The organism is Flavimobilis soli, from assembly GCF_002564025.1.
GTDB classification, from domain to species: Bacteria; Actinomycetota; Actinomycetes; order Actinomycetales; family Cellulomonadaceae; genus Flavimobilis; species Flavimobilis soli.
On sequence record NZ_PDJH01000001.1, the window covers coordinates 781,325 to 807,410 of the forward strand.

Genomic DNA, 26,086 nt, shown 5'->3' on the forward strand with positions numbered 1-26,086 from the left:
CTATGTTCCACGTCACGGTCGAGATCGCCCGTAACGACCAAGGGGTCGCTCCATCGACTAGAGAGGGGCCCTGTGGACATCCAGCGTCTACAAGGACTCCCGATGCAAGTAGAAGCTCCTACGCGCCATGCACTCAGGCCCGCGGTCGCGTTGGGCAGCTGTGCGGTCGCGCTTCTCCTTTCAGCCGGGCTGGCCGTGCTCGGCGTGCAGGACCTCCTGCCGCTCGAGGTCGCGATGATCCCCACCTTTGGCGTCTGCATTCTCCTGGTGCGAGCGACACACAGTCCGCGATTCTCCTGGGCATGGCGCGCGGAGGGCGCGGAACCAGGAACTGGGGGGCGGCAGGATGACATGTAGCTCTGGCGGTCGCCCGTCCCGATTCGGCGGAACGCTCACAATCTCGGGGCCGACGTCCCCCACCCACCGCCAGAACGACGAAACCTCGCGCCCGCCCCCCAAGGGGCCTCTCACGAGAGGTTCTGTCACAAGATCCGCAAAGATGCGTCAGCAACTCTTGGTCGGGGTGACAGGATTTGAACCTGCGACCTTCCGGTCCCAAACCGGACGCGCTACCAACCTGCGCCACACCCCGGGGTACCCCGTCGAACGGGGTGCTCCCGGACGAGTGTAGGGCCTCGTCGCCGGCGGCGTCGGGCCCGCCCACGGGCGCGCGGCGGCGGCCGGGAGGGCGTGCGATCTTTGCTAAGGTATCCGGGCTGGCGCTCGCTCTGGGTGCAGCACGCGGATGTAGCTCAATGGTAGAGCCTCAGTCTTCCAAACTGATTACGCGGGTTCGATTCCCGTCATCCGCTCCACCGCGGCCTCTCCCGCCGCCCACTGGCTGACACGGCGTTGCTTCAGCCCCCTCACCACGGCTAACGTTCCTTACGTGCGCGCCGTCTGGCGTGCGAGAACAGCAGGCACGCCCACCGCGGCGCTGCCCCTCGGGACCTGGGAGGCTCATCGTGCACATGTGCGCCGCCGCTCCCGTCCTGTGCTGCCAGCCGTGTCGCTGCGCAGCCCCCTGTTGCTGTCTGTAGAGCGCTGGCCCCACCTCGGCCTCGCGCACCGCGGGGCGTCCCGCGGTCCGCTCACCGCACCCAGCGCTCTCCCCTGGCATAGGCCACCCCTGGCGAAACGTCGCCGCACCTCGCAGCACCCTCACCTCCCTGCCGCACCGTCGGCCCCCTCCCCGCACCGCGGGACTACCTGAAGAGGAAGTCATGGCACGCATCTACGAGAACGTCTCGGACCTCGTCGGCAACACCCCCCTCGTCAAGCTCAACCGCATCGCCGAGGGCGTCGAGGCGACCGTCGTCGCGAAGCTCGAGTTCTACAACCCCGCCAACTCGGTCAAGGACCGCATCGGTGTCGCGATCATCGACGCGGCCGAGAAGTCCGGCGAGCTGCCCCCGGGCGGCACGATCGTCGAGGCGACGTCGGGCAACACCGGCATCGCCCTCGCGATGGTCGGCGCGGCTCGCGGATACAACGTCGTGCTGACGATGCCCGAGACCATGTCGAAGGAGCGCCGCGCACTCCTGCGCGCGTACGGCGCCGAGCTCATCCTCACGCCCGGCTCCGAGGGCATGAAGGGCGCCGTCAACAAGGCCAACGAGATCGCCGCCGAGCGTCCGGGGGCCGTCCTCGCCCGCCAGTTCGCCAACGCGGCGAACCCGGACGTCCACCGCCGCACGACCGCCGAGGAGATCTGGGCGGACACGGACGGCCAGATCGACATCCTCGTCGCCGGGATCGGCACGGGTGGCACCATCACCGGTGTGGGCCAGGTGCTCAAGGAGCGCAAGCCTGACGTCAAGATCGTCGCGGTCGAGCCGGCCGAGTCGCCGATCCTCAACGGCGGCCAGCCGGGCCCGCACAAGATCCAGGGCCTCGGCGCGAACTTCGTCCCCGAGATCCTCGACACGGCCGTCTACGACGAGGTGTTCGACGTCGACGCCGAGACGGCCGTCGCGGTGGCACGCCGCGCAGCGAAGGAGGACGGCCTGCTCGTGGGTATCTCCTCGGGTGCCGCGATCCACGCTGCTCTCGAGATCGGCAAGCGTCCCGAGAACAAGGGCAAGCTGATCGTCGTCGTCGTGCCGTCGTTCGGTGAGCGCTACCTGTCGACGATCCTCTACGCGGACCTGCTCGACTGACATCCCGCGCTTGTGGCCGCCCGCTCTGGCGGGCGGCCACAACCGTTCTCCCCAGCACTCTCCGTCGCCCACCGAGGAGCACCATGACCGCCTGGCAGCGCGCCCGCCAGATCCTTCGCGAGGACCTCGAGGCCGCGATCTCGCGGGACCCGGCCGCGCGCACCCGCATCGAGGTCGCTCTCGCCTACCCGGGCCTGCACGCGCTGTGGGCACACCGGTTGACCCACCGCATGTGGCGCGTACCCGTGCTGCGCCTGCCCGCGCGCCTGATCTCGCAGGCGACGCGTGCGGCGACGGGCGTCGAGATCCATCCGGGCGCGACGATCGGTCGGCGCCTGTTCATCGATCACGGCATGGGCGTCGTGATCGGGCAGACGGCGGTCGTGGGCGACGACGTCGTGCTGTTCCACTCCGTGACGCTCGGGGGCCGCTCGATGACGCACGGCAAGCGCCACCCCACGGTCGGCGACCGTGTCGTGGTCGGCGCGGGCGCGAAGATCCTCGGGCCCGTCTGGATCGGTGACGACGCGCAGATCGGCGCGAACGCGGTCGTCGTCAAGGACGTCCCGGCCGGGGCTGTCGCGGTCGGTGTCCCCGCGAAGGTGCGGCAGACGACGGCGGTCGAGCGTGAGGAGCGTGCCGTCACGCCGCTCGAGGACCCCGCGCTGATCGAGTACATGATCTGAGACGCGTCCCACAACAACCCTGCTTGTTCTAGTTGGCTTAGAACAAGTAGGGTTGTCGCATGATCTTCCGGATCGACCCGAGCGCCCCCGAGCCGCTCTTCGCCCAGATCGCGACCCAGGTGCGCCTCGCGGTCGCAGCAGGCGAGCTCGCGCCCGGTGAGCGGCTCCCCGCCGCACGCGCCCTGGCCGAGTCGCTCGACCTCAACGTCCACACCGTCCTGCGCGCCTACCAGGAGCTGCGCGACGAAGGGGTGGTCGACCTGCGCCGCGGCCGCGGAGCGGTCGTTGCCGACGCCCCCGCACCCGACCTAACAGCACTACGTCAGGCGATCGCCGTTGTCGTGCAACGCAGCCGCGAGGCCGGCGTCACAGCCGAGACCACCACCGCCCTGCTCAAGGAGGCCCTGCGATGACGACCGCACGCACCACCCAGGCGAAGGCAGCCGTCCCCCACCGCGGCCGCAACGCGCTCCTCACCGTCGCCGTGCCGCTCATGCTCCAGACCGTCACCACGGTGGTCGCGCTCTCGTGGCGCGACGACCTTCCCGAGCAGGTCGCCACCCACTGGGGCACCGACGGGCCCGACGGCTTCTCCTCGGTCGTCGGCTCCGTCGCGACGCTCGGCGGCACCCTCGTCGCCCTCGCGCTGACGTTCTGGGCGATCGGCCACTTCTGGGGCCAGGCGTCCTCGACCCGACGCCTCGCCGCAGGCGTCTCCGTCGGCACGGCCGTGTTCCTCGGCGGGATCCAGCTCCTCACTCTCGCCGAGCAGCGCGGGCTCGAGGACGCCGCACAGGCCGGTGACGTCGGGTTCGCCCTCGGCGTCTCCCTGATCGCGGCGATCGCGATCGGTGTGCTCGTCGCCTGGCTCCTCGTGCCCGGCGACGTCGTGCAGGCTGCGACCGCCCCCGTCCCCGCGACCGCGCCACGCCTCCCTCTTCCCGAGGGGGAGCGCGCGGTGTGGATCCGCCAGGTGACCGGCCGTTCAGGGGCATGGATCATGGTCGTCACGACCGTCCTGACCGGACCCATGGCCATCCTCACCGCACAGTGGTGGATGCTGACGATCCCAGCCGCCCTGGCTGCGCTCGGCGTGACGATGCTCGTCTGGACCGTCCGCGTCGACGCACGAGGGCTCGACGTGCGCTCCGCCGTCGGCTGGCCACGCATCCACGTCCCCGCGACGAGCGTCGAGGGAGCCGAGGCCCGACAGGTGCACCCGCTCCACGAGTTCGGCGGGTGGGGCTGGCGCACCGGGGTCGGCGGCACGATCGGCATCGTCATGCGCAAGGGCGAGGGCATCGAGGTCGTCCACTCCGGCGGCAAGCGCCTCGTGGTCACCGTGGACGACGCCGAGACTGCGGCCGCGCTGCTCAACACGATGGCGGACCGCGCACGCTGACCCGGCACGCACGCCGGGAGCCCGGGCACGCCGCCCGGGCTCCCGGCGTGCGATCCCCCTGGCATCCCGCGCAGGTATCTGAGACTCTGGGTATCACTCAGTGCCGGACGACGACGACCGGCCGCGACCACGAGGAGCCCGCATGCGCTTCGGACTGCACACCGGCTACTGGTCCGCCGGTCCCCCACCCGGCGTCGCCGAGGCCGTCCAGATGGCCGACAAGCTCGGCCTCGACTCCGTCTGGACCGCCGAGGCGTACGGCTCCGACGCCTTCACCCCCCTCTCCTGGTGGGGCGCCTCGACCTCCCGCGTCCGGCTCGGCACCGCCGTCGCGCAGATGTACGCCCGCACCCCCACCGCGACCGCGATGGCCGCGCTCACGCTCGACCACCTGTCAGGTGGTCGCATGGTCCTCGGCCTCGGCGCGTCCGGGCCACAGGTCGTCGAGGGCTGGTACGGCCAGCCGTTCCGCCGTCCGCTCGCACGCACCCGCGAGTTCGTCGACATCGTGCGGCAGGTGGTCGCCCGCGAGCGCGTCCAGTACGACGGCACGTTCTTCCAGCTCCCCCTCCCCGCTCCCGGCCCGGACGCAGGGCCCTACGCGCCCACCGGGCTCGGGCGCGCGCTGCACTCGACCGTGCGCCCGCTGCGCCCGGAGATCCCGATCCACCTCGCCGCCGAGGGGCCGAAGAACGTCGCCCTCGCGGGCGAGATCGCGGACGGCTGGCTCCCGCTGTTCTACGCGCCCCGGCTCGACGACGAGCTGCGCGCCCCGCTCGAGGAGGGCCTCGCGCGTCGTTCAGGGGCGCGCTCGCCGCGCGAGGACTTCGAGGTGTGCGCGACCGTCCCGATCGTCATCCGCGACGACGTCGAGGAGGCCGCCGACCAGGTCCGGCCGTTCCTCGCGCTGTACATCGGCGGGATGGGCGCCAAGGGCGCCAACTTCCACCTCGAGGCCGTCGCGCGGCTCGGCTACCGCGAGGTGTGCGACGACGTCCAGCGGCTCTACCTCGACGGGCGACGAGCCGAAGCCGCTGCCGCGATACCCCTCGAGCTGGTGCGCGACGTCGCGCTCGTCGGCACGCTCACGCAGGTCGTGGCAGGCATGGCCGCCTGGGAGTCGACGGCCGTCACCACGATGCTGTTCCAGGCGGACGAGCAGACCCTGCGCGCCCTCGCGTCGGCGCCGGGCCTGCTCGGCTGAGCGGGACCGCGGACAGCTCAGCCCGACCCGGGTTCCAGCTGCAGTCGTTCCACCATGATCCCCGCTGCGAACAGCTCCAAGTCCATCGGTGCGTCCTCGTTGACCGTCTCCATGAACCAGCGACCACGCTCCTCGAAGACACAGACGTCGAATGATCCGTCGTATGCCAACGCGCTCCGGTCGTACCAAGCGGTGCCTGGGATCGAGAGGCAGGCGAAACCGGGCAGATCGTCGTCGAGAACAACGTCGACGGCGTCCGGGTCGAAGCCCGCGCGAGCCGCCTCCCTCTCGTCATCACGAAAGCCGAACGCGTCGTACCGCTCCGCACAGAAGTAGGGGTGGTCGCCGCGCGCCCGGTGAATGGACGAGTCCACGAGCGAGCAGAGCTTCTCCGAGTCGTCCGCGGCGACTGCAGCGACGTAGTCCTCAATGACCCCGAGAGCTCGTTCCTTCTGCTCAGCGCGGGTGATCGCACGTCCGGCGGCCACGATCGTGGCGTCCTTGAGCTGAAGGACGTTCCCCAGTGCGAAGACTCCACCAACGAGCACTCCCAGCACAGCAGCAGCCCATGCGAGCACGCGGCGGCGGCGCGTCCTCTTGGGCACCGAGCCCTGGACTCCCCATGTGCACTGCGGGCTTCGAGCCCGCTGCATGGAGGACGACGCCGAGGGAGGCGCCGGGAGCGGAGGCGGCGGCACGGGCGGCGGCACGAGAGGCGTACCGATCTCGTCGAGCGAGGCGTCATCGGCAGTCATGGGTGGACCGTAGGCGGTTCCCAGCGGAGTACGAGGGCGTCCTCCCTTTGCTGTGGACGGGCACATGCTCGACTAGCGGTGTGGGCACGAACGAGCCCGGTCAGTGCCAAAGCCCCCTACGCTCGACTTCATGGTTGATGTCCACGACCGTGTTCCCCGCGCTATCCCGCGCCCACTCACGGTCCGCGAGCGCGAGGCGCTCGTCGCGCTCGTCGAGCGCGGGACGCCGCCGGACGGTGCCGCAGTCACGGCGGAGGACCGACGGCGTTGGCTCGATCAGGTCCCGTCGGTGCGCGCAGGAGCGCGCTGCCGGTGCGGCACTTGCCCTTCGATCGTTCTCACGGACGAGGCCGGCACGACGCCGGACGGCGGCGATCGCGTCGTGCTCGAGGCGTCCGCCGCGGGTGCCCTGCTGCTCCTGTTCGTCGACGACGACCGGTTCAGCTACCTCGAGCTCGCCCCGCTCGACGACGACGCGTCGTTCGCGGAGTTCCCCGCAGCCTCGACCTTCACGTCCTGAGCGCGGCGGATACGCTCGCAGCATGACCGATCAGACGCCTCCCGTCCCGTCGTCCGTCCTCACCGCCGCCGGCCTCGTCGGTGGCTACGCCGTCGCGCGTGCGACGGGCGTCCGCGCTCTCGGCGGCGTCGCGCTCGCAGCAGCGGGCGTCGCCGCCGGCCGCACCTGGGTGCGCGCGGGCATCCCGCAGACGGCCGCCCTCGCCGCGACCTACGTCGCGGCGTTCGGGCTCTCGCACCCGCTCGCCAAGAAGATCGGCGCCTGGCCGTCGGTCCTCACCGTCGCCGCGGCTGCAGGGGCGGCATCACACCTCCTCGCCGACCGCGCGGTCGTACGTCGCTGAGCGCGCCCCCGTCGCCTGACTCTGTGGCGCCCTCACACGACGGCGACCCAGAGCCCGTCCCTGGCCCGGGTCATGGCGACATAGAGCTCGCGCCTCAGCAGCGTGCGAGTCTCGGCCGCGGCCGCATCGTCAGTCGCGCCCGTGCGGCCGCCCGAACCGACGGGCGTCTCGGCGAGCCACTCGCCGCGTACGTCTGCCAGCAGCACGTGCTTGAACTCGAGCCCCTTCGCTCGCTTGATCGTGCCGACCTTCACCGCGTCGGACACCTCACCTCGATAGCTCTGCAGATCGACCGTCTTCACGCCCCCTCGTGCCAGCGCCGCGTGCACGGCTGAGCACGCGCGGCGGCCGACGCACAGCACGGCGATGTCGCCCAGCGCGACCTCGACATCCGTCGCGACCTGGTTCACCCGTTCGACCACGGCCTCTAGGCGTGCGCGCTCGCTGGCAAAGCTCACCACCGTTGGGGCGACTCCCTTCCTGACCACTGTCCCCGCGACGTCGCCTGTCCGGAGCACCGACGCACCGGCGGGCGCCTCGAGATCAGCGATCTCGTCGCCGTCGACCATCCGGCGGGCGAACTCGAGGATCTCCACCGTGTTGCGGTAGTTCACGTCCATCACCACGCCGCGACCCGCGACCGATATGCCGAGCTCGGAGAGCGTGTACCCGCCGGGATAGATGGACTGCTGACCGTCGCCGATCAACGTCAGGCCGTCGGGGGCATCCCCGACGAGCGTGTGCAGCATGCGAACGGCAGACGCCGAGAGGTCCTGCGCCTCGTCCACGATGACCGAGACATAGCCCTCGAGCGGCTCCCGCTCCAGCTCCCGGCAGGCGAGGAGGATCAAGTCCTGGAAGTCGTGGATGCCCGCCGCGGCGAGACGTGACGAGTACGCCAGGTGAAGGTCCCATACCGATCTGCGCAGGTCGACCGTCAGCGGGTACTGCCTCCCTGTGCGCGCCAGGTCCGCGTACTGCTCGAATCTGGTGATGCCCCGTGCCTTGATGACCTGGAGCACCTCCTCCTTCCAGTAGGACTCGGGAGCCTTGCCAGCCGCGAGGGCGGTGCCGCGTCCGGCCTCGTTCCACGCCCACGCCCACGCGTTGTCGGCCTTCCTGGGCTCGACGACGGTGTCGATGCCTCGCTCGTCGAGCACACGCTTCGCGAGACTGTGCACGCCGGTGAACTCCACCCGGTCCGCTACGTCAGGCGCCATCCGGCGCATGAGCCCGCTCAGTACATCGGGAAGCGTCCGCACGAACGTCGTCACGAGAACCTTGCCCGCCCGGGCACGCGCGAGGTAGGCAGCGCGATGCAGGCCGACGACGGTCTTGCCCGTACCGGCGGCCCCGCGGATCCGGGAGGGACCGTTGAACGAACGCCGTACCAGCTTCGCTTGCGACGGGTGCAGGAAGGTCATCCACTCCTCGACCGGTGCTGCGAGCAGGCCCTCGAGCAGCGCTGCCTCGACCTCGCTCGTCGAGATCAGCTCGTCCTGCACAGGCGCCCGCGGCGCGGCGAGCACCGGCTCGGGCACCGAGACGTTGACCGGGGCCGGGGCCCCGACGACCGGGAAGCTGGTGAGCGCGGCGGCCAGCACGGTGTCGACCTGCGACTGGGTCAGTCGCATGCCGCGCGACGCGATGTGCCGGAGGACGTCCCTCTCACCGACGATCTCGACCGGACCGATGCTCTCGCGCACGCCCCGTCGGCCGGCGAGCACGACTACCGGCCTCACCTCCCCCGGAGGCAGTCCGATCTCTGCGAAGACGCCCTCCGCCTTGTAGGCGAGGTCTGCGAGCGTGAGGACGTCGTCCGTAGCGTCCAGCTGCCCACGGAAGATGCGGCCGCCCTCGATCGAGACCTCGGCCCACGACTTCGTGTCGACGATGTAGACGCCAGACGGGCCGATGACGACCATGTCCACCTGCGCCCGGCGGCTCCCAGGCCACTGCCGGTCGGCAAGAAGGTGGTAGCCCGCCGCGCTCAAGGGGGCCAGTGCACGCGCCGTCGCCATCTCCGTCGTCGCTGCCGCCCCGTAGTTCGCTGCATGGACCCTCGCCTCGGCTGCCGCACGTTCGTGCGCGGCTGCGAGCGCGAGCTGTCTCTGAGCCTCAGCCTCAGCCGAGCTGCCTGCCACCATCGGTGTCTGCCCTCCCCCGACATGTCATCGGCAGAACGCTGGTGAAAGTTGAGCGGGGCCCGGTCGTACCGGACAGAACGCCGGGAGCCCCGGTCTCATGACCGAGGCTCCCGACGGTGGTAGGTGCCGCGCCACGGTGCCCGGACCGGCGGTTGTCATCGTCCCGGTCGTTGAACCGCCCCGAGCTGTTCGGGGCCGTCACCGTGGTGCCCTCGGTCGTGGGCTGGTCCGGGCCAACGGACCCGGGCAACCTCACGCCGATGCGTCGTCGTCCCCCGTGCGACACGGACGGGAGACCGACGCGAGCCGGCCGTCGCGGCGCCGGATCGTTCCCGGCGCCTGCGCGCTCGCGCTGCATCTCTGCGCGCATGAGCTCTCGTGGCCTGCTGACTCCCACAACAGCGGGCGTCCCGAGAATGTTCCCGTGCCCGCCCCGCAGGCGTCACGTCTTTTTCTGCAGCCGGGCTGCCGAGAGGCGGACGCGTCCGTCGTCGGTCAGCGGGCAGGCCTCCGCGCGGAGCTCCGCGAGCGCAGCGAGCCGGTGGTGCGCGGGCGGCTCACCCGCGGCGTTGACGACGCGCCACCACGGCACCGCCGCCCCGGCCACGCGGAGCGCGGCACCCACCTGACGCGGGCCACCGCGCTCGAGGCGCGCGCCCACGACCTCGGCGACGTCGCCGTACGTCATCACCCGCCCTGGCGGGATCTGCTCGACGACGTCGAGCACCGCCTCCACGTACTCGTCGTCCACCCGCGCCACGTTAATGCTCTGGTGCGACACGGGAGATGCCCTGGTCGTGGCGCCGGGGCCGCTGCCAGAGTGGAGGCATGAGCTTCCCTGCTGGTTACCGCACGCGTCCGCTCGGCCCCGAGGACCAGCGCGAGGTCCTCTCGCTCGACTCGTGGGGCTTCCCGACCGGCACGGACCTCGAGACGCTCGCCGAGATCGGCCTCGAGCTGCACTGGGACCGGTACGTCGGCGTCGTGACCGACACCGCCGACCCGGACGCGGTCCCGATCGACGGAGCCCGCCCGGTCCGCTCGGAGCTCGTCGCGATGCACGGCTCGCGCCCGTTCGCGCAGTTCCCGGTGCCCGGCGCCGAGATCGCGGTGGGGGGCCTCACATGGGTGATCGTCCACCCGCAACACCGCCGCCGCGGCATCCTGCGCGCCATGATCGACCACCACTTCGCGGCGTGCCGCGAGCGCGGCGAGGCCGTCTCAGCCCTGTTCGCCGCGGAGGCGACGATCTACGGCCGCTTCGGCTACGGTCTCGCGGCGAACGACCTGCGCGTCACCGTGCCGCGCGGGGCGGCCCTGCGGCCCGCGCTCACGGACGACGGCGCCGCGTCGTGCACCGTGCGCATCGAGGAGCTGTCGTTCGAGCGCCACGGCGCACTGATCGACGCCGTGTCGACCGAGGCGAGCCGCCGCCCGCTCGGTGTGGACGCACCGCACGAGGCCCTGCTCAACCGTCCCGGCTCGGTGCGGTACGACGCGCTGACCGGCCGTCGGCGGCTCTCGGACCCGGTCGCGTTCCGCGAGGGCAAGGAGTCCAACCGCATCGTCATCGTCGAGCGGGACGGCGAGCCCCGCGCGTTCGCGATCATGCGCCGCGAGTCGCGCTGGGAGGTGGCCGGTCCGCGCGGCGTCGTGCACGTCTCGGAGGCGGTCGTGACCGACCCCGGCTCGGCGCGCGTCCTGTGGACGACGCTGCTCGACCTCGACCTCATGGCCGAGACGCAGGCGGCGTTCCTCCCCGAGGACGACGTGCTGCTCGAGCTGCTCGTCGACCCACGAACCGCGCAGGCGCGACGCGCAGACAACCTGTGGGTGCGCGTCGTCGACCCGGCCGCTGCCCTCGCGCAGCGGCGCTACGCCGCGCCGCTCGACGTCGTGCTGCACGTGCAGGACGCGGTGCTGCCCGAGAACACGGGTGCGTACCGCGTCACCGCGGGCGCGTTCGAGCCCGCGACCGCGGCGCGCACGGATGCGTCGCCCGACCTGTCGCTCGACGTCCGCACCCTCGGCTCGGCCTACCTGGGCGGTGTGACGCTCGCGCAGCTCGCGCTCGGCGGGCACGTCGTCGAGCACACGCCGGGTGCGCTCGCGACGGCGTCGGCGGCGTTCGCGTGGCCCGTCGCGCCCGTGTGCCCCTGGGTGTTCTAGCGCAGGGCGCGCCTGGCAGGGCTCAGGACTGGCAGGTCGGGCACCAGAACAGGTTGCGACCTGCGGCGTCGCGCACCTGGACGGGCGTGCCGCACACGCGGCACGCGAGGCCGTCGCGGTGGTACACGTAGAACGACTCGTCACGGCTGACCACGCTCGGGTCGCCGTCGGTGTTCTGCCGCACGCGCCGCGGGTCCATGTGCCCGAGCTCGTGGCCGCGGCCGCGGTGCTCGGGACGCGTCGTGACGATGCGCCCGGTCCGCACGCCGTCGCGCATGAGGACGACGAGGTCGTCCCACAACGCTCGCAGCGTGTCCGTCGGGACGGCCGTGCCGGGCAGCGACGGGTCGAGGCCGGCTCGGAAGAGCGCCTCGGCGCGGTAGATGTTGCCGACGCCCGCGATGACGTCCTGGTTCATGAGCTGCAGCCCGATCGCGGTCCGCGACCGGTGCACGCGGTCGACGAAGCGCTGCGGGTCCGCGTCGTCGCGGATCGGGTCGGGCCCGAGCTTCGCGACAACGGCGCGGCGTTCGGCGTCGGTGACGACCTCGCACGCCGTCGGGCCCGTGAGGTCGGCGACGGCATGCTCGCCGAGGATGCGGACGCGCACCTGCCCGCGTGGCGGCGCGGGCTCGAACGGACCGTCGCTCTCGACGTGCGCGACGTCGTCGGGCACGTCCGGGAGCGCCGTCTCGGTCTCCCCGACGCGCCTGCGCGGCGCGCCGATCGCGTGCGCGACGGCGACCGAGCCGTCGCCCGCGAACGTCCATGAGCCGTACAGGCCGAGGTGGACGCGCAACCAGTCCGCGTCCCCCTCCGCGACGTGCTCCCCCGGAGCCGCGCCGCGCGGTGCGAAGCCGAGGAACATCTGCTTGCCGAACGCCTGCGCGTGCGCGAGCACCCGGCCGTCGAGGCGCGCCGCACCCGCGGCGAAGCGACCCTGCGGGCTCGTCACCGCGACGGGCGCACCGCCGAACAGCTCGTCGAACGTGCGCGCCAGGCGGTGGACCGTGTGCCCCTCAGGCACGCGGCACCACCTTGGTGGTGTGCATCGGGATCAGCGCGACGCCTCGTAGGCCGCGAGCTGGTCGATGCGGCGCTGGTGGCGCGCCTCGCCGCTGAACGGCTCCGCGAGGAACGCGTCGACGAACGTCGTCGCTTCCTCGAGCGAGTGGCGGCGCTCGCCGATCGCGATGACGTTCGCGTCGTTGTGCTGGCGGCCGAGCTTCGCCGTCTCGACGCTCCAGGCGAGCGCCGCGCGGACGCCGGGAACCTTGTTCGCGGCGATCTGCTCGCCGTTGCCCGAGCCGCCGATGACGATGCCGAGCGAGCCCGGCTCGGCGACGACGGCCTCGGCGGCCGAGAAGCAGAAGGCCGGGTAGTCGTCCTCGGCGTCGTACTCGAACGCACCGTGGTCCACGACGTCGTGGCCCGCAGCACCGAGGTGCTCGATCAGGTGGGTCTTGAGAGCGAATCCGGCATGGTCAGAAGCGATGTGAACGCGCATGCGCCCATTGTGCCGCACCAGGGTGCAGGCCCGTAGGACGGCGGGCCGCTCTCGAGACGCCGGATGAGGGTCTTCGCCCCTAGGGTTGTCGCATGACGATCGACGAATCCGCCGCGCTGCGCTCCGGCATCGACCTCGACGCGCTCGACCCGGCCACCCGCCCGCAGGACGACCTCTACCGCCACGTCAACGGCCGGTGGATCGACTCGTACGAGATCCCTGCCGACCGCGCCCGCGACGGAGCCTTCCGCGCGCTGCACGATCGCGCCGAGGAGCACGTCCGCGACATCATCGTCGAGGCCGGCGAGCAGGCCGCCGCTGGCACCGACGACGCCGCTGACCCGCAGGCGCTCGCCCGCACCCAGGTCGGGGCGATGTTCGCGAGCTTCATGGACACCGACCGCATCGCCGAGCTCGGTATCGCGCCGCTCGAGGAGGACCTTGCCCCCGTCCGCGCGGCCGAAGACCGTGACACGCTGACCCGCGTCCTGGGCTCGCTGCAGCGCACCGGTGCCGCGTCCGGCCTGTCGTTCTGGGTCGACAACGACGCGCGCGACCCCGAGACGTACGTCGTCTACCTCATGCAGTCCGGTCTCGGGCTGCCCGACGAGTCGTACTACCGCGAGGAGCAGTACGCCGAGGTCCGCACCGCGTACGCGGCGCACGTCGGACGCATGCTGCGCCTCGGCGGCTTCGTCCCCGAGGGCGACGCGCAGGCCGCGGGCGAGCGCGTCCTCGCGCACGAGACCCTGCTCGCCGCCGAGCACTGGGACGTCGTGCGCGACCGCGAGGCCGAGGCGACGTACAACCCGATGACGCTCGGCGACCTCGCCGAGCAGGCCCCCGGCTTCGACTGGGCCGCCTGGGTCGAGGCGCTCGGCGCCTCCGCCGAGACGTTCGCGCGCGTCGTCGTGCGCGAGCCGTCCTTCGCCGTCGCGTTCGCACGGCTGTGGGCGGAGGCGGACCTCGAGGACTGGCGCCTCTGGCTCGCGTACCACGCGATCTCCGCCCGGGCCCCGTACCTGACCGACGAGCTCGTCGAGGCGAACTTCGACTTCTACGGCCGCACCCTCACCGGCGCGCAGGAGCTGCGCGAGCGGTGGCGCCGCGGCGTCTCCGTCGTCGAGGGAGCGCTCGGCGAGGCCGTCGGCCGCGTCTACGTCGAGCGGCACTTCCCGCCCACGCACAAGGCCCACATGGAGCGGCTCGTCGCCAACCTCATCGAGGCGTACCGCCAGTCCATCACCGAGCTCGACTGGATGGGCGAGGAGACCAAGGTCAAGGCGCTCGCCAAGCTCGACACGTTCAACCCGAAGATCGGCTACCCGACGAAGTGGCGCGACTACTCCGCGCTCGTCGTCGACGCGAACGACCTCGTCGGGAACGTCCGCCGCTCCAACGCGTTCGACCTCGACTTCGAGCTCAACAAGATCGGCAAGCCGATCGACCGCGACGAGTGGTTCATGACGCCGCAGACGGTCAACGCCTACTACAACCCGGGCATGAACGAGATCGTCTTCCCGGCCGCGATCCTGCAGCCGCCGTTCTTCGACCCGGAGGCCGACGACGCGGTCAACTACGGCGGCATCGGTGGCGTCATCGGCCACGAGATCGGTCACGGCTTCGACGACCAGGGCTCGAAGTACGACGGCGCCGGTCGCCTCGAGGACTGGTGGACCGAGCAGGACCGCGCCGAGTTCGAGGCGCGCACCAAGGCGCTCATCGCGCAGTACGACGCGTTCGTACCCGCGCAGCTCGCCGGCACCGACCACCACGTCAACGGCGCGCTCACGATCGGCGAGAACATCGGCGACCTCGGCGGCCTGTCGATCGCGTTCAAGGCGTACACGATCGCCCTCGGCGGCGATCTCTCCTCCGCGCCCGTGATCGACGGCCTGACCGGCGCCCAGCGCGTCCTGCTCGGCTGGGCGCAGGTGTGGCAGACGAAGGCGCGCGACGAGGAGGCGATCCGCCTGCTCGCGATCGACCCGCACTCCCCCGCCGAGTTCCGCTGCAACGGCATCGTCAGCAACGTCGACGAGTTCTACGAGGCGTTCGACGTGCAGGAGGGCGACGCGCTCTACCTCGCCCCCGAGGAGCGCGTGCGCATCTGGTGACACGAGCGTGAGGACGGCCCCGGACCTTGCCCAGGTCCGGGGCCGTCGTCGTTCTCGAGGAGTCCAGCGGGCTCAGCCCGGGAGGTCCGGCGGGGCGGCCTCAGTCCGCTCTGCCGCACCTCGTGCTCGCCGCGTCAGCGGATCTCGCCGCCCGCGCGGGCGAGCGTGAAGCCACGGCCTGTCGTGTCGTCGGTGCAGGTCACGCCCGCCTCCTCGCTCGTGCACGTGTAGCCGAACTCGCGCGCGACCTCGCCGTACCCGAGGACGTCGACCTTCTTGCCGGCCTTCTTCGGCTTCTCGTTCTTCGGCACGCACGGCACCTCGGGCACGCCCGCGGTCGTCACGACGTAGACGTGGCCGACGCTTCCGTCGCAGCCCTCGACCGGGGCGGGGTCGTTCGCGAGGTTCGCGATGCCGCACCGCGCGCCGTTCTCGTCGATCGTGCACGTGATGTTGCCGCTCGGCGACGCAAACGTCCGGGCCGTACCCGACCGCTCGACGGGCGCCGGGGCGTCCTGGCCGGCGGTCGCCGACGGCGTCGCGCTCGACGTCGTCGTGCTCGTCGCCGTCGGGGACGACGGAGCGCCCGGGCCCCGGAACGTCACGAACGCGACGATGACGACCGCGAGCACGAGGACCACGTCCACGAGGATGAACGCGATCATCCCGTTGCTCAGCCGCGGACGGGGGGACGGTCCTGCACTCATCGACATCGCTCCTGCGCCGGGCTCGCATCCAGTAGTCTCAGGGCGCGCCGACGGGCCCGGCCCCCGCCCGACGCACATCTCAGGGTAGGTGCTGGGGCCCGACGGCGCAGGTGGAGTCAGTCGAAGACGGGGCCCTGCGTGCGCGTGCGCTTGAGCTCGTAGAAGCCGTCGAACTCGGAGACCAGGACGACGCCGTCCCACAGGCGGCCCGCCGCTTCGCCCTTGGGGGCGGGCGTGATGACCGGACCGAAGAACGCGGTGCCGTTGAACGCGACTACGGGCGTGCCGACGTCCTCCCCGACCTTGGCGATGCCCTCGGCGTGCGAGGCGCGCAGCTGCTCGTCGTACCTGTCGGAGTCGTACACGTCGAGGAGCGACGCCGGCAGGCCGACCTCCGCGAGCGCCTCGGCGACGACCTCACGACGGTCGGTGCGGCCCTGCGGGTGGAAGCGGGTGCCGATCGCGTCGTAGAGGGGCTTGATGACCTGCTCGCCGTGCTCGACGCTCGCGGCGACGACGACGCGCACGGGGCCCCAGCAGTCGTCGAGCATCGCGCGGTAGTCGGCCGGGAGCTCGCGGCCCTCGTTGAGGACGGAGAGGCTCATGACGTGCCAGCGCACCTCGATGTCGCGCACCTTCTCGACCTCGGTGATCCAGCGCGAGGTCATCCACGCCCAGGGGCACGCGGGGTCGAACCAGAAGTCGGCGACGTCCCTCTGCACGGGTGCTGCGGCGGGCATGGTGGTCGTGGTCTCGGTCATGGTGCTCCTCGGGTCGTCGGTGTCGCACGAGTGCTGTCTCACCGGGCCGAACGTGCTGTCCCGCACCCATATTCCACGAGAGCTCGACGGGCCGCGCGTGGGATGATCGAGAGCGCCACGTCCACCTTCGCGTGGCGACCCACCTCCGCGAGCCGAGGCGCCGTGCGCCCGCTCGCGACGAACCGAGGAGCAGCAGTGCCCGGAGAGAACCTCACCCGCGCCGAGGCCGCCGAACGCGCCAGCATCGTCGCGACCCAGTCCTACGAGATCGACCTGGACCTCACGACCGGGCCCACGACCTTCGCCTCCACGACCGTCGCCCGCTTCACCGCGACGCCAGGAGCGAGCACCTTCATCGACCTCGTCGCGCCGACCGTCCGCGAGATCACGCTCAATGGCCGCTCGCTCGACCCGGCCGAGGTCTTCGCCGACTCGCGCATCGCGCTCGCAGACCTCGCCGAGCAGAACGAGCTGCGCGTCGTCGCCGACTGCGCGTACACGAACACGGGCGAGGGCCTGCACCGCTTCGTCGACCCGGTCGACGGCGAGGTCTACGTCTACACCCAGTTCGAGGTCCCGGACTCCCGCCGCGTGTTCACGGTGTTCGAGCAGCCCGACCTGAAGGCGACGTTCCAGTTCACGGTGACCGCACCGACGGGCTGGCAGGTCGTGTCCAACGAGCCGACTCCGGAGCCCGCTGTCGACGGCGACAAGGCGACGTACGAGTTCGCGCCGACGCCGCGCATCTCGTCGTACATCACCGCTCTCGTCGCGGGCCCCTACTGGGTCGCGCGCAGCGAGCTGACGAGCGCGGACGGCCGCACGATCCCGCTCGGCGTGTTCTGCCGCGCGTCGCTCGCCGAGCACATGGACGCGGACTACGTGTTCGAGAAGACGCGCGAGGGCTTCGAGTTCTTCGAGAAGCACTTCGAGTTCCCGTACCCGTTCACGAAGTACGACCAGCTCTTCGTGCCGGAGTACAACATGGGCGCGATGGAGAACGCGGGCTGCGTGACCTTCACGGAGTCGTACGTGTTCCGCTCCAAGGTGACCGACGCCGTCAAGGAGCGACGCGTCGTGACGATCCTCCACGAGCTCGCGCACATGTGGTTCGGCGACCTGGTGACGATGCGCTGGTGGAACGACCTGTGGCTCAACGAGTCGTTCGCGGAGTGGGCGTCGACGCTCGCGACCGCGGAGGCCACCGAGTGGACCGACGCGTGGACGACGTTCGGCTCGATGGAGAAGGCCTGGGCGTACCGCCAGGACCAGCTCCCGTCGACGCACCCGATCGTCGCGACGATCAACGACCTCGAGGACGTCCAGGTCAACTTCGACGGCATCACGTACGCCAAGGGCGGCTCGGTGCTCAAGCAGCTCGTGGCGTGGGTGGGCCTCGAGTCCTTCATGCAGGGCGTCGCCGCGTACTTCCGCAAGCACCAGTTCGGCAACACGGAGCTGAGCGACCTGCTCAGCGAGCTCGAGGCCGCGTCCGGCCGCGACCTCGGCGAGTGGAGCCGCCTGTGGCTCGAGACGGCGGGCGTCAACACGCTGCGTCCCGAGATCACGACCGCGGACGACGGCACGATCGAGTCGTTCGCGATCCTGCAGACCGCCGCCGAGTCGCACCCGACGATCCGTCCGCACCGCCTCGCGGTCGGCTTCTACACGCTCACCGATGACGGCCTGAGCCGGACGCACCGCGTCGAGCTCGACGTCGCGGGCGAGCGCACCGAGGTGCCCGAGCTCGTGGGCCTTGCCCGCCCCGACCTCGTCCTCCTCAACGACGACGACCTCGCCTACGCGAAGATCCGCCTCGACGAGGTCTCGCGCGCCACCGCCGTCGAGCACCTCGCGGAGATCACGGACCCGCTGGCCCGTGCTCTCGTGTGGGGCTCGTTCTGGGACGCGACGCGCGACGGCGAGGTGCCGGCGAGCGAGTTCGTCCGGCTCGTCGTGAACAACATCCCGTCGGAGACTGGCTCGACGACGCTGCGCACGACCCTGGGCCAGGTCGTCCTCGCAGCCCGCAGCTACGTCGCTCCCGCGCGTCGTAAGCAGACGCTCGAGGCGGTCGCAGACGCGCTGTGGGCGTTCGCGCAGAGCGCGGACCCGGCCTCGGACGCGCAGTTCCAGTTCGTGAAGTTCTTCGCGCAGGTCGCGTCGACGCCGAGCCAGCTCGCCGCGGTCGAGGCGCTCCTGTCGGGTGAGGTCGAGCTCGAGGGCCTCACGGTCGACACGGACCTGCGCTGGGAGCTGCTCTTCGCGCTCGTCGCGGGTGGACGTGCGGGTACGGCGGAGATCGATGCGGCGCTCGCCGCGGACGCGACGGCGTCGGGCGAGCAGCAGGCCGCCCACGCGCGTGCGGCGATCCCCACGCTCGAGGGCAAGAAGGCCGCATGGTCGAGCGTCGTCGACGAGGAGGGCAAGCCGAACGCGATCATCCGCGCGACGGCCGCCGGCTTCGTCACCGCGCACGACCCGCAGCTGCTCGCCCCGTTCGTCGAGACGTACTTCGCGTCGCTCTTCCCGATCTGGGAGTCGCGGACGTACCACATCGCCGAGGAGCTCATCGAGGGCCTTTTCCCGGCCGTCCTCGCGAACGAGGAGCTGCACTCGGCAGCGCAGGCCTGGCTCGACGCGCACGCGGAGGGCTCGGAGCGCGTGGCGCCGCCGGCGCTGCGCCGCCTCGTCGTCGAGGGTCTCGCCGACGTCGAGCGCGCTCTCGCTGCGCAGGCGGTCGACGCCCAGGCCTGAGCGGACCACGCCCCTCGTACGGATCGCCCGGGTGCACACGTCACGTGTGCACCCGGGCGATCTTTCGCTGTGCGCCCTCCTCCCCCGTCCACGGGTCGCCCGTCGGCACACCTGAGGCGTGCGCACGAGCGATCCGTCGTGCGGAGGGGGGCGACGGTTCCTGTCACAGAGACGATGACGGCCCGTCACCCTCGCGGGTGACGGGCCGTCGTCGTACGGCGGGAGCTCTCAGGCGTCCTTCATGACCGCCGCGAGCGAGCGCAGGCGGGGGTTCTCGAACAGCTCGTCGAGCAGGACGGTCTGGCCGGTCGAGTCTCCGAGCGGCACCTTCCAGTTCGGGTACTCGAGGTCCGTACCCGGCTGGTTCTGCGCGCGGCGCTCGCCGACGGCGTCCGCGAGCGAGACACCCAGGAGGACCGACGGGGTGAGCTTGATGAGGCGGTGCAGCGCCTCCACGAGCTCGCGCTCCGACGGGTCGTCGCCGATGAGGCCACGGCTCGCGAGCAGACGGATCATGTCGTCGCGCTCGGCGCGGGCCTCGTTGCGGACGACCTGGACGGGCGCCTGCAGCAGGCCGAGGCTCTCGCGCAGCTCGACGTGCTCCCCCGCGAGGTAGCCAGCGGTCGGGGGCAGGTCGTGCGTCGTGACCGACGTGAGCGACATGCGACGGTAGTTCTCGGGCGGCAGCGCGTTGCCGTCGTAGCCCTTCTCGAACCACAGGATCGACGTGCCGAGGATGCCGCGGTCCGTGAGGTAGTCGCGGACCCAGCCCTCGAACGTGCCGAGGTCCTCACCGATGACGACCGCGCCAGCACGCTGCGCCTCGAGTGCGAGGATGCCGATGATCGCGTCGTGGTCGTAGCGCACGTACGCGCCGTCCTTCGGGCTCGAGCCCGACGGGATCCACCAGAGGCGGAACAGACCGATGACGTGGTCGATGCGGATCGCTCCCGCGTGGCGCAGGACCGTGCGGAGCATGTCACGCAGCGGGCGGTAGCCCACGCGGCCGAGCTCCTTGGGGTGCCACGGCGGCTGGGACCAGTCCTGGCCCTGCTGGTTGTACATGTCCGGCGGCGCGCCGACGGAGGCACCGGTCGCGAGGACGTGACGCATGGTCCACGCGTCCGCGCCGGCCGGGTGCACGCCGACCGCGAGGTCGTGCATGATGCCGAGCGACATGCCGCCGTCGAGAGCCGCGGCCTGGGCTGCGGCGAGCTGCTCGTCCGCGACCCACTGGAGCCACGAGAAGAACTCGACGCGGTCCGCGAGGCGCTCGCGCAGGGCGCCGACGGCGGGGCCGCTGATGTCGAGGAGCTCGTCGGGCCACACCTCCTCGGGGTGGATCTCCTTGATCGCCGACCACAGCGCGAAGTCCTCGAGGCCCTTGCCCTCGGCTGCCTTGAAGCGGTCGTACTTCGCCTGGCGGTACGCGGAGCGCGGCGCGGCGAAGATGACCTCGAGCGCGGCCTTCTTCGTGGTCCACACGAGGTCGCGGTCGATCGGGTCCGTGGACCGGTTGAGCGCGTGCGCCTCCTCGGCGGCCCACTCGACGAGCGAGCGGTCGGCCGCCGTGAGGTACGCGGCCTCCTCGATGTTCTCGGGGCGCACGTAGATCGGGTTGACGAAGCGACGCGTCGTCGGGAGGTAGGGCGACGGCGTCATGGGGACGCCGGACTCGCCCGCGTGGACGGGGTTGATCAGCAGGAAGTCGGCGCCGAGCTCGGAGGCCGACCGCCACGCGGTGGCCGCGAGGTCGTCGAAGTCGCCGAGGCCCCAGGACTGCTCGGAGCGCACCGAGTAGATCTGCGACATGAAGCCCCAGGCGCGGCCGTGCTCGAGCTGCGGCGGCAGGGACAGACGGTTCGGCGTGACGACGAGGGTCGCACGGTGCTCGCCGTCGGTGCTGCGCGAGCGGAGCACGTGCCAACCGAGCGGCAGGTCGCCGGGGATCTCGAACGTGGCCCGACCGATCATGCGGCCGTCGACCCAGCGCGGCGGGACGTAGACGTCCTGCTGGTAGGTCGGGCGGGTTCCCCCACCAACCTCGGGGTCGAGCTCGATCCACACGTCGACGGGCTCGCCGTCCCAGACGTGGACGGGGATCTGCACGGCCTGGCCCTGGCGCGCGATCACCGTCGGCGGCAGCGGCTCGCGCCACGGCGCGTCCTCGGCGTGCGCGAGCGCGACGTCGATGCGCGCGGGCGAGGTCGCGTCGACGCCCAGCGCGCCCAGGACCTTCACGAGGGTGTCAGCGCTGACCTGCTGCTCGTGCCCGTCGAAAGACCAGTACTCCGTCGCAACGCCGCACTCCCTCGCGAGGCGCAGCAACGACTCCGTTCGTTCTGCTTGTTGCTCCACGCCCTCGATCTTTGCAGACTTAGGAGCTTCCGCGTGGGCCTTTGGCGCCCGAACCGCGTGCAAGTTTCAGAAACGTTACGCAACTACGCCATTCGCAGGACGTGATCTTGGTCACAGTCCGCCTCGCCCTAGGCTTGAGGCATGCTCAGAGCCGACACGCCGACCCCCTCGCCCACGCCCGGAGAGCTCGACCTGCCGACCCGCGCCGAGGTCGAGTCGCAATGGTTCGACTGGTTCGTCGGGACCCCGCTGCGCATCCTTCTCATCCTCGTCGTCGGCATGATCGTGCTCGCCGCCGTCCGACGGATCATCCGCGGGGTCACCAACCGCCTCGCGCGCGAGCCGCGGAACGAGATCGGCAACGTCCTTCGCCGCGTCACCCCCATCTCCGCGGAACGACGAGCGAACCGCGCCCGCACGCTCGGCTCCGTCCTGCGCTCGACCGCCTCGATCGTCATCGGCTCGATCATCCTGCTGCTCGTCCTCGACGAGCTGAGCATCAACCTCGCTCCGCTCCTCGCCTCTGCCGGCGTCGCGGGCGTCGCACTCGGCTTCGGCGCGCAGAGCCTGGTCAAGGACTTCCTGTCCGGCACCTTCCTGCTGTTCGAGGACCAGTACGGCGTCGGCGACGTCGTCGACTTCGGCACCGTCACCGGCACCGTCGAGTCCGTCGCCCTGCGCGTGACCAAGGTGCGCGACGCGGACGGCACCCTCTGGTACATCCGCAACGGCGAGGTGCTCAAGGTCGGCAACCACTCGCAGGGCTGGAGCCGCGCGATGGCGGAGATCCGCGTCGCGTACGGCTCCGACGTCCCTCTGGTGCGCAGCCTGCTGCGGCAGGCCGCCGAGGAGGTGCGCTCCGACGGCGCGCTCAACCCGCACATCCTCGCCGAGCCTGAGGTCTCCGGCATCGAGGACCTGTCCGGGGAAGCGCTCCTGTTCCGCGTGACCGTCCGCTGCGAGGCCGGGCAGCAGGTCGAGGTCGCCCGCGCCCTGCGCCTCGCCTGCCTCACCGCGCTGACCGACGCCGGAGTCGAGCTCGTCGGGGCGACGCGCATGACCGTCGTCGCGCCCGTCGGCGCCGAGGCCGGCCCCAGCGCTGCCAGCACGGCCGCGAGGACCGGGGCGACGCCGTCGACGACGGGGGCAGCGAGCACGACCGAGCCAACTTCGGACTGAGCCCGCCGTGGGCTCAGCCCTCCGTGGGCTCAGCCCGCCGGTCTGAACCCACCGGATCGAGCCTGCCGGGCTGTGCCCTCGGATCTGATGCCACACGGCGGGCCGGAGCCCCGACAGCAGGGCCTGGCCCGACCGTCCCGCACCTCGACCCAGGAAGCACGAAGCCCCGGCCCCCGAAGGGGCCAGGGCTTCGTCAGGTCTGCCTGCTCAGCTCCAGCGCAGGAGCGGGTCGCCCGCGGCGACCTTCGTGCCAGGCTCCGCGAGGATCTCGAGCGCCGTCGCGTCGCCCTGGAGAGCGACGACCGGGCAGATGGCCGCGTAACCGGCCTCGGTCACCGCGTCGGGCGACCAGGTGACGATGACGTCGCCCGCGCTGACCGCGGCACCCGCCTCGACCTCCTTCTCGAAGCCCGATCCGCGCATGCCGACCGTCCCGACACCGAGGTGCACGAGGAGCGTGCGCCCGTCGGCGAGCTCGAGCGCGAACGCGTGCGGGAACGACGTCGCGACGACGCCGTCAGCCGGCGCCACGACCGACTGCTCCTGCCCTGCGTCCGGGATGATCGCGACGCCAGGCCCGACCATCGCGGCCGCGAAGACCTCGTCGGGAACATCGGCCAGGGACACGACGGTCCCCGCGAGCGGAGCCGCGACCTCGAGCGGTCCGCGCGCCATGCTCAGCGCAGTCCCTCGAGCTCAGCAGCGAGGTTGTCCGCCTCGGGGCCCACGATGACCTGGACGATCCGGCCCGAGCGCACGACGCCGAAAGCGCCCGTCTCGCGCAGACCAGCCTCGTCGACCTGTGCCGGGTCCGTGACCTCGACGCGCAGCCGCGTGATGCACGGCTCGAGGTCGACCACGTTCTCGCCGCCGCCGAGGGCAGCCAGGATCTGCTCCGCCTTGCTCATGTCCGCACTCCCGTGTTCGTCCGTCGCCGCCGGGTCCGTCCCGGACCTCGCGGCCTGCTGCTTCGGGCCGGCCTGGGGCCGACGCACCTTCACCTAGCCTACGTCCCCACGGGCGCGCGGGCAGACGGCGACCACCTGCGCTGCGTGCGGTGCCGTCGTTTGGCGCAGCGCCGCCGAAGGGAGACACTGAGGACGGTCACACCCCTCGACGACCCGCCAACGAAGGCAACGGAGGCACCGTGAACCCGGCACCTGAGCAGCGGACGATCACCGGCATCGGCGTCAGCCGCGGGATCGTCTCCGGACCTGTCGTGCACCTCCCCGAGCCGATCGAGGAACCGCCCGCCGGCCTTCGCCTGAGCCCGAGCGACGACACCGCCGCCGCAGCGGCACGCATCCCCGAGGCCGTCGCGGCCGTCGTCGCGCAGCTCGAGGCGGCGGCGAGCCACGCGACGGGTGACGCAGCCGACGTCCTCGTCGCGACCGCCGCCATCGCGGCCGACCCGACCCTGAGCGCCGACGCGCACCGTCGCGTCGTCGAGGAGCACCTCGTCCCCGAGCGTGCCGTGTGGGAGGCCGCCGACGCCGTCGCGGCCCAGCTCGAGGCGCTCGGCGGCTACCTCGCCGAACGCGCGAGCGACGTGCACGACGTGCGCGACCGCGTCGTCGCGCAGCTCACCGGCCGCCAGGCGCCCGGTGTCCCCGACCGCCAGGAGCCGTTCGTGCTCGTCGCGACGGACCTCGCGCCGTCGACGACCGCGACGCTCGACCCCGAGCGCATCCTCGCGATCGTCACGGACGGCGCAGGCCCGACGTCGCACACCGCGATCGTCGCGAACGCGCGCGGCATCCCCGCGATCGTCGGCGCAGCCGGCGCGAGCGCGACCCTCGAGGAGGGCGCGACCGTCCTCGTCAACGGCGCCTCGGGCGTCGTCGTCCTCGACCCCACGCAGGAGCAGATCGAGGCGGCGGGCAAGCTCGCCGCGATCGACCGCACGTTCGACGGCACGGGCCGCACGAGCGACGGCCACCGCGTCCAGCTCCTCGCCAACATCGGCAACCCCGACGACGCCGAGGCCGCGGCCCGCGTCGGCGCCGAGGGCGTCGGTCTCTTCCGCTCGGAGTTCTGTTTCCTCGGGCGCGAGACTCCGCCGAGCGTCGAGGAGCAGGTCGAGCAGTACCGCCGCGTGCTCTCCCGGTTCCCGGGACGCAAGGTCGTCGTGCGCACGCTCGACTCGGGCGCCGACAAGCCGCTGCTCTTCCTCACGTCGCCCGACGAGGAGAACCCGGCGCTCGGCGTCCGCGGCCTGCGCGCCGCAGCGACCTGGCCAGGCCTGCTCGACGACCAGCTCGAGGCGATCGCCCAGGCGGCGGCCGCCGAGAAGGCCGAGGTCTGGGTCATGGCGCCGATGGTGTCGACGGTCGACGAGACCGAGGACTTCGTCGCGGCGTGCGCCCGGCACGGCCTGGACACGGCCGGGGTCATGGTCGAGGTGCCGAGCGCCGCGCTGCTCGCGGGGCCGATCCTCGCGCGCGCGTCGTTCGCGTCGATCGGCACGAACGACCTCACGCAGTACACGATGGCCGCCGACCGCCTGCTCGGCTCGCTCGCCGCGCTCTCCAACCCGTGGCAGCCCGCCGTCCTTCAGCTGATCGCCGCGACGTGCCGCGCGGGCGCGCAGCAGGACCGCCCGGTCGGCGTCTGCGGCGAGGCCGCGTCGCACGCGTCCCTCGCCGCGGTGCTCGTCGGGCTCGGCGTGACGTCGCTGTCGATGACGCCGCGCGCCATCCCCGACATCGCGACCGCGCTCGGCGCCGTGACGCTCGAGGAGTGCAGGGAGGTCGCCCGCCTCGCGCTCGACGCCGAGACCGCCGAGGCCGCGCGCACCGCGGTGCGCGCCCGCCTCCCCCAGCTCGCCGAGCTCGGGCTCTAGCCCACCGCGAGCGCCGCCTGCGCGCCCGGGGTGTGACGCCCGCCTCGGACTCGTGCCCGAGCCGGCGTGGGAAGATCGTCCGGTGACTGACGACTCCTTCTACGCAGCGGTGGGAGGTCACGAGACCTTCCAGCGGATCGTCGACGCCTTCTACGAAGGTGTCGCGAACGACGACGTCTTGCGCCCCATGTACCCCGAGGAGGACCTCGGGCCCGCCAACGAGCGCATGGTCATGTTCCTCGAGCAGTACTGGGGCGGCCCGACGACGTACTCCGAGCGACGCGGCCACCCTCGCCTGCGCGCGCGGCACATGCCGTACAAGGTCAACCCGCTCGCCCGGGACCGCTGGATCACCCACATGACCGCTGCGGTGCGCAGCGTCCGCCTCTCCCCCCTGCACGAGGCCGAGATGCTCGACTACGTCGAGCGCGCCGCGCACTCGATGATCAACACGTTCGACGACTGAGGCACCG

General features: G+C 71.7%; 23 protein-coding genes and 2 tRNA genes. 14 read left to right on the forward strand and 11 right to left on the reverse strand.

What is annotated here, in order from left to right; all coding sequences use genetic code 11:
- Positions 1 to 515: 515 nt before the first annotated feature.
- Positions 516 to 592, reverse strand: a tRNA-Pro gene (locus ATL41_RS03565).
- Between the two features lie 149 nt (positions 593 to 741).
- Between ATL41_RS03565 and ATL41_RS03570 the strand changes: the two genes are divergently transcribed.
- The 6 genes from ATL41_RS03570 to ATL41_RS03595 all read left to right on the forward strand — a co-directional run bounded on the left by ATL41_RS03570 (position 742) and on the right by ATL41_RS03595 (position 5,451).
- Positions 742 to 815, forward strand: a tRNA-Gly gene (locus ATL41_RS03570).
- A gap of 408 nt (positions 816 to 1,223) precedes the next feature.
- Complete coding sequence (gene cysK, locus ATL41_RS03575; RefSeq protein ID WP_098457244.1) at positions 1,224 to 2,159, forward strand: cysteine synthase A; 936 nt, start codon at positions 1,224 to 1,226, stop codon at positions 2,157 to 2,159.
- Positions 2,156 to 2,845, forward strand: a complete 690-nt coding sequence (gene epsC, locus ATL41_RS03580) for a serine O-acetyltransferase EpsC (protein WP_281253885.1) — start codon at positions 2,156 to 2,158, stop codon at positions 2,843 to 2,845. Before cysK ends, epsC begins: the two co-directional genes overlap by 4 nt.
- 59 nt (positions 2,846 to 2,904) lie before the next feature.
- Positions 2,905 to 3,258 carry a GntR family transcriptional regulator gene (locus tag ATL41_RS03585; RefSeq protein WP_098457246.1) on the forward strand — a complete coding sequence of 118 codons (354 nt, stop codon included), beginning with the start codon at positions 2,905 to 2,907 and terminating at the stop codon, positions 3,256 to 3,258.
- A complete protein-coding gene (locus ATL41_RS03590) occupies positions 3,255 to 4,247 on the forward strand; it encodes an SdpI family protein (RefSeq protein ID WP_098457247.1) in 993 nt (330 codons plus the stop codon). Before ATL41_RS03585 ends, ATL41_RS03590 begins: the two co-directional genes overlap by 4 nt.
- A gap of 142 nt (positions 4,248 to 4,389) precedes the next feature.
- Positions 4,390 to 5,451, forward strand: coding sequence for an LLM class F420-dependent oxidoreductase (locus tag ATL41_RS03595; protein WP_098457248.1), 1,062 nt, complete (start codon positions 4,390 to 4,392; stop codon positions 5,449 to 5,451).
- 17 nt (positions 5,452 to 5,468) lie between these two features.
- Here ATL41_RS03595 and ATL41_RS03600 read toward each other — a convergent pair whose 3' ends face one another.
- Complete coding sequence (locus ATL41_RS03600) at positions 5,469 to 6,206, reverse strand: hypothetical protein (RefSeq protein WP_143556558.1); 738 nt, start codon at positions 6,204 to 6,206, stop codon at positions 5,469 to 5,471.
- A gap of 103 nt (positions 6,207 to 6,309) precedes the next feature.
- On the opposite strand from ATL41_RS03600, the gene ATL41_RS03605 reads away from it, so the two are divergent.
- Together ATL41_RS03605 and ATL41_RS03610 are read left to right on the forward strand one after the other, a co-directional pair.
- Positions 6,310 to 6,726 (forward strand): hypothetical protein, encoded by a 417-nt coding sequence (locus tag ATL41_RS03605; protein WP_143556559.1) that lies wholly within the window; start codon positions 6,310 to 6,312, stop codon positions 6,724 to 6,726.
- 22 nt (positions 6,727 to 6,748) lie between these two features.
- Complete coding sequence (locus tag ATL41_RS03610; RefSeq protein WP_098457251.1) at positions 6,749 to 7,069, forward strand: hypothetical protein; 321 nt, start codon at positions 6,749 to 6,751, stop codon at positions 7,067 to 7,069.
- 32 nt (positions 7,070 to 7,101) lie between these two features.
- On the opposite strand, the gene ATL41_RS03615 is transcribed toward ATL41_RS03610, so the two are convergent.
- Positions 7,102 to 9,216, reverse strand: coding sequence for a nuclease-related domain-containing DEAD/DEAH box helicase (locus ATL41_RS03615; RefSeq protein ID WP_098457252.1), 2,115 nt, complete (start codon positions 9,214 to 9,216; stop codon positions 7,102 to 7,104).
- 442 nt (positions 9,217 to 9,658) lie between these two features.
- The gene (locus ATL41_RS03620) at positions 9,659 to 9,967 is read right to left on the reverse strand and encodes an MGMT family protein (protein WP_098457253.1); all 309 of its coding nucleotides are present in this window, start codon (positions 9,965 to 9,967) and stop codon (positions 9,659 to 9,661) included.
- Between the two features lie 77 nt (positions 9,968 to 10,044).
- Between ATL41_RS03620 and ATL41_RS03625 the strand changes: the two genes are divergently transcribed.
- On the forward strand, positions 10,045 to 11,385 hold the full coding sequence (locus ATL41_RS03625) for a GNAT family N-acetyltransferase (protein ID WP_098457254.1): 1,341 nt from the start codon (positions 10,045 to 10,047) through the stop codon (positions 11,383 to 11,385).
- A gap of 22 nt (positions 11,386 to 11,407) precedes the next feature.
- On the opposite strand, the gene ATL41_RS03630 is transcribed toward ATL41_RS03625, so the two are convergent.
- Entirely contained in the window at positions 11,408 to 12,412 is a 1,005-nt protein-coding gene (locus ATL41_RS03630; protein WP_098457255.1) for an Fpg/Nei family DNA glycosylase, read from the reverse strand.
- 30 nt (positions 12,413 to 12,442) lie between these two features.
- Positions 12,443 to 12,892 (reverse strand): ribose-5-phosphate isomerase, encoded by a 450-nt coding sequence (locus ATL41_RS03635; RefSeq protein ID WP_098457256.1) that lies wholly within the window; start codon positions 12,890 to 12,892, stop codon positions 12,443 to 12,445.
- A gap of 92 nt (positions 12,893 to 12,984) precedes the next feature.
- Here ATL41_RS03635 and ATL41_RS03640 point away from each other — a divergent pair, with 92 nt between their 5' ends.
- On the forward strand, positions 12,985 to 15,009 hold the full coding sequence (locus tag ATL41_RS03640; RefSeq protein ID WP_098457257.1) for a M13 family metallopeptidase: 2,025 nt from the start codon (positions 12,985 to 12,987) through the stop codon (positions 15,007 to 15,009).
- 134 nt (positions 15,010 to 15,143) lie between these two features.
- On the opposite strand, the gene ATL41_RS03645 is transcribed toward ATL41_RS03640, so the two are convergent.
- The gene (locus ATL41_RS03645; protein WP_143556560.1) at positions 15,144 to 15,716 is read right to left on the reverse strand and encodes a hypothetical protein; all 573 of its coding nucleotides are present in this window, start codon (positions 15,714 to 15,716) and stop codon (positions 15,144 to 15,146) included.
- Between the two features lie 116 nt (positions 15,717 to 15,832).
- Positions 15,833 to 16,477, reverse strand: a complete 645-nt coding sequence (locus ATL41_RS03650; protein ID WP_281253858.1) for a mycothiol-dependent nitroreductase Rv2466c family protein — start codon at positions 16,475 to 16,477, stop codon at positions 15,833 to 15,835.
- 195 nt (positions 16,478 to 16,672) lie between these two features.
- Here ATL41_RS03650 and pepN point away from each other — a divergent pair, with 195 nt between their 5' ends.
- The gene (gene pepN, locus ATL41_RS03655; protein ID WP_098458907.1) at positions 16,673 to 19,234 is read left to right on the forward strand and encodes an aminopeptidase N; all 2,562 of its coding nucleotides are present in this window, start codon (positions 16,673 to 16,675) and stop codon (positions 19,232 to 19,234) included.
- A gap of 228 nt (positions 19,235 to 19,462) precedes the next feature.
- Here the strand turns inward: pepN and malQ are convergent, their stop codons facing one another.
- Positions 19,463 to 21,592 carry a 4-alpha-glucanotransferase gene (gene malQ, locus ATL41_RS03660; RefSeq protein ID WP_098457259.1) on the reverse strand — a complete coding sequence of 710 codons (2,130 nt, stop codon included), beginning with the start codon at positions 21,590 to 21,592 and terminating at the stop codon, positions 19,463 to 19,465.
- 141 nt (positions 21,593 to 21,733) lie between these two features.
- Between malQ and ATL41_RS03665 the strand changes: the two genes are divergently transcribed.
- Positions 21,734 to 22,771: a mechanosensitive ion channel family protein gene (locus ATL41_RS03665; RefSeq protein ID WP_098457260.1), complete on the forward strand. Its 1,038-nt coding sequence runs from the start codon at positions 21,734 to 21,736 to the stop codon at positions 22,769 to 22,771.
- A 207-nt stretch (positions 22,772 to 22,978) separates the two neighbouring features.
- Here the strand turns inward: ATL41_RS03665 and ATL41_RS03670 are convergent, their stop codons facing one another.
- Both ATL41_RS03670 and ATL41_RS03675 read right to left on the reverse strand, forming a co-directional pair.
- On the reverse strand, positions 22,979 to 23,446 hold the full coding sequence (locus ATL41_RS03670; protein ID WP_098457261.1) for a PTS sugar transporter subunit IIA: 468 nt from the start codon (positions 23,444 to 23,446) through the stop codon (positions 22,979 to 22,981).
- 2 nt (positions 23,447 to 23,448) lie between these two features.
- Positions 23,449 to 23,679 carry a PTS sugar transporter subunit IIB gene (locus ATL41_RS03675; RefSeq protein WP_098458908.1) on the reverse strand — a complete coding sequence of 77 codons (231 nt, stop codon included), beginning with the start codon at positions 23,677 to 23,679 and terminating at the stop codon, positions 23,449 to 23,451.
- A gap of 239 nt (positions 23,680 to 23,918) precedes the next feature.
- Between ATL41_RS03675 and ptsP the strand changes: the two genes are divergently transcribed.
- Positions 23,919 to 25,613 carry a phosphoenolpyruvate--protein phosphotransferase gene (gene ptsP / locus ATL41_RS03680; protein ID WP_098457262.1) on the forward strand — a complete coding sequence of 565 codons (1,695 nt, stop codon included), beginning with the start codon at positions 23,919 to 23,921 and terminating at the stop codon, positions 25,611 to 25,613.
- An 82-nt stretch (positions 25,614 to 25,695) separates the two neighbouring features.
- On the forward strand, positions 25,696 to 26,079 hold the full coding sequence (locus ATL41_RS03685) for a globin (protein WP_098457263.1): 384 nt from the start codon (positions 25,696 to 25,698) through the stop codon (positions 26,077 to 26,079).
- The last annotated feature ends 7 nt before the right edge of the window (positions 26,080 to 26,086 follow it).

Excerpts from the sequence above, each read along its gene's own strand:
- cysK (WP_098457244.1), top strand. The coding sequence starts at position 1,224 with ATGGCACGCATCTACGAGAACGTCTCGGACCTCGTCGGCAACACCCCC.
- ATL41_RS03585 (WP_098457246.1), top strand. The coding sequence starts at position 2,905 with ATGATCTTCCGGATCGACCCGAGCGCCCCCGAGCCGCTCTTCGCCCAG.
- ATL41_RS03590 (WP_098457247.1), top strand. The coding sequence starts at position 3,255 with ATGACGACCGCACGCACCACCCAGGCGAAGGCAGCCGTCCCCCACCGC.
- ATL41_RS03595 (WP_098457248.1), top strand. The coding sequence starts at position 4,390 with ATGCGCTTCGGACTGCACACCGGCTACTGGTCCGCCGGTCCCCCACCC.
- ATL41_RS03600 (WP_143556558.1), bottom strand. The coding sequence starts at position 6,206 with ATGACTGCCGATGACGCCTCGCTCGACGAGATCGGTACGCCTCTCGTG.
- ATL41_RS03610 (WP_098457251.1), top strand. The coding sequence starts at position 6,749 with ATGACCGATCAGACGCCTCCCGTCCCGTCGTCCGTCCTCACCGCCGCC.
- ATL41_RS03615 (WP_098457252.1), bottom strand. The coding sequence starts at position 9,216 with ATGGTGGCAGGCAGCTCGGCTGAGGCTGAGGCTCAGAGACAGCTCGCG.
- ATL41_RS03625 (WP_098457254.1), top strand. The coding sequence starts at position 10,045 with ATGAGCTTCCCTGCTGGTTACCGCACGCGTCCGCTCGGCCCCGAGGAC.
- ATL41_RS03635 (WP_098457256.1), bottom strand. The coding sequence starts at position 12,892 with ATGCGCGTTCACATCGCTTCTGACCATGCCGGATTCGCTCTCAAGACC.
- ATL41_RS03640 (WP_098457257.1), top strand. The coding sequence starts at position 12,985 with ATGACGATCGACGAATCCGCCGCGCTGCGCTCCGGCATCGACCTCGAC.
- ATL41_RS03645 (WP_143556560.1), bottom strand. The coding sequence starts at position 15,716 with ATGAGTGCAGGACCGTCCCCCCGTCCGCGGCTGAGCAACGGGATGATC.
- ATL41_RS03650 (WP_281253858.1), bottom strand. The coding sequence starts at position 16,477 with ATGACCGAGACCACGACCACCATGCCCGCCGCAGCACCCGTGCAGAGG.
- ATL41_RS03665 (WP_098457260.1), top strand. The coding sequence starts at position 21,734 with ATGCTCAGAGCCGACACGCCGACCCCCTCGCCCACGCCCGGAGAGCTC.
- ATL41_RS03670 (WP_098457261.1), bottom strand. The coding sequence starts at position 23,446 with ATGGCGCGCGGACCGCTCGAGGTCGCGGCTCCGCTCGCGGGGACCGTC.
- ATL41_RS03675 (WP_098458908.1), bottom strand. The coding sequence starts at position 23,679 with ATGAGCAAGGCGGAGCAGATCCTGGCTGCCCTCGGCGGCGGCGAGAAC.